Source organism: Acetonema longum DSM 6540 (genome assembly GCF_000219125.1).
Lineage (GTDB): Bacteria > Bacillota > Negativicutes > Sporomusales > Acetonemataceae > Acetonema > Acetonema longum.
In genome coordinates, this window is the sequence record NZ_AFGF01000185.1 from 1 (window position 1) to 1,424 (window position 1,424).

At 43.7% G+C, this 1,424-nt stretch carries 2 protein-coding genes and 1 pseudogene; all 3 read right to left on the minus strand.

Going from position 1 to position 1,424, the window contains the following annotated elements; translation table 11 throughout:
* Positions 1-191: 191 nt before the first annotated feature.
* Positions 192-326, minus strand: coding sequence for a hypothetical protein (locus ALO_RS23580; protein ID WP_274428230.1), 135 nt, complete (start codon positions 324-326; stop codon positions 192-194).
* Positions 327-476: 150 nt separating this feature from the next.
* Positions 477-1,010: a hypothetical protein gene (locus ALO_RS16090; RefSeq protein ID WP_139025425.1), complete on the minus strand. Its 534-nt coding sequence runs from the start codon at positions 1,008-1,010 to the stop codon at positions 477-479.
* 11 nt (positions 1,011-1,021) lie between these two features.
* Positions 1,022-1,424, minus strand: a pseudogene (locus tag ALO_RS22560) (RHS repeat-associated core domain-containing protein); the annotation flags it as partial.

Consider the following 1,424-nt stretch of genomic DNA (forward strand, 5'->3'; position numbering starts at 1 on the left):
CAGAGGTCCTTTGTGCATGCGCCAAGGGGCGGTTCGACTTTGTCGCACGTGTTGTAGCGGTGGTACCAACCTTCGGGAGTTTCCAAGGCGTTTCACGCCGAGCGCGTATTTTTTTCGTCGTGGGGGCAAGTGGGGAATCCTTCTGGTTTTTAGACGCGCGCGCCTGCGTCGCGCGGCAGCAAAATCCGGGTTTAAATTCTTCCTTTCCCCGCTTCCCGTGGCAAGACGATGAGCGGAGCGGCAGGCCGGGCGGCAGAGGGAAGACAGGCGGCAGCCTGGCTGGGGGCCGCGCGGACTGATGCGGAGCGGGCTTGGGGTATCATCACGAACAACCCCCGGTTCCCACCGTTCCCGTATCCATTCGTTTCTGCCTAACAAATAGCGGAGCAACGAACTTATTTGTCCGTTGCCCCGCTGGTTGTTGGTTACTTTAAAACAATGTGCCAAAAGGTGATCTCCTTGGTGTCAACTCATTTTTATTCCTTAAATGTATATTCAAATCCGCTCATTTTTGCCTTCTTACTTGTATCAAAGAATAGAAACGTATAGTTATCCCAAGTTACAAATTTATTTTGAAAAACAAATGCCCCATCGCGTAATGCTCTAGTTTCACCTTCACGGTAATATACCGCATTAGACTTAGCTCTAAGGCAAGCTGTAACATGCTCAAAGGTAGAGTTTGTCTCTATTTCCTCAATAATTTCAAAATCTCTGTTTCCTAATATATCTTCATCAAAAGGAAACGGTTCATTTTTAATCTTGAAAATTGCTTCTACATCATGCTTATTCTTGAAATAATGTACTCTTAGAGCATATTCACCCTCTTCTCCATATTCCACTCGATTACTATTATCTACCTTAAACATTTTGGATGAAAACCCTAATAAAAAACCATTTCCCATATAGTAAACAGGCCTACTACCAAGCTTAAATTTGGGGAACCCAAATCTTTTAAAAATCTCTTCGCTCGGCGTGAATTTTTTTACATCGATTAATTCCTTCCAGTTCATATTTCCCTCCATTATTTGGGCCATTCAAATATCTTCCATTCAATATTACCATTGTTAAATGCATTTTGCGCCTGTTTCCTTAAAACAGGGTCGGTAATTTTAGCTATTGCTTGTTTAGTTTCATCTAACCATGCTTGACTACCAAATCCCTGCGCCGAACTAGGCCATCTGCCAGTTGAAGAAAATTTAGAATCCCAAACGTTTATTGTTTGGTGCAGAGGGTCATAGGTGATAAAATCAGGACCTGTTGCGGTTACTTTGCCAGGTGCTTGAATCCCTATTTCACCATTAGCAATAGCTTGATTGTATCCACGTGCTTCTCCGATTGCACCATTAACATGATTAATGTTAGAGCCTGCAAGTTTTTCAGATTGGCCAGCTACTTGACTAGTTCCTCCCGTAGTCGTAGCACTC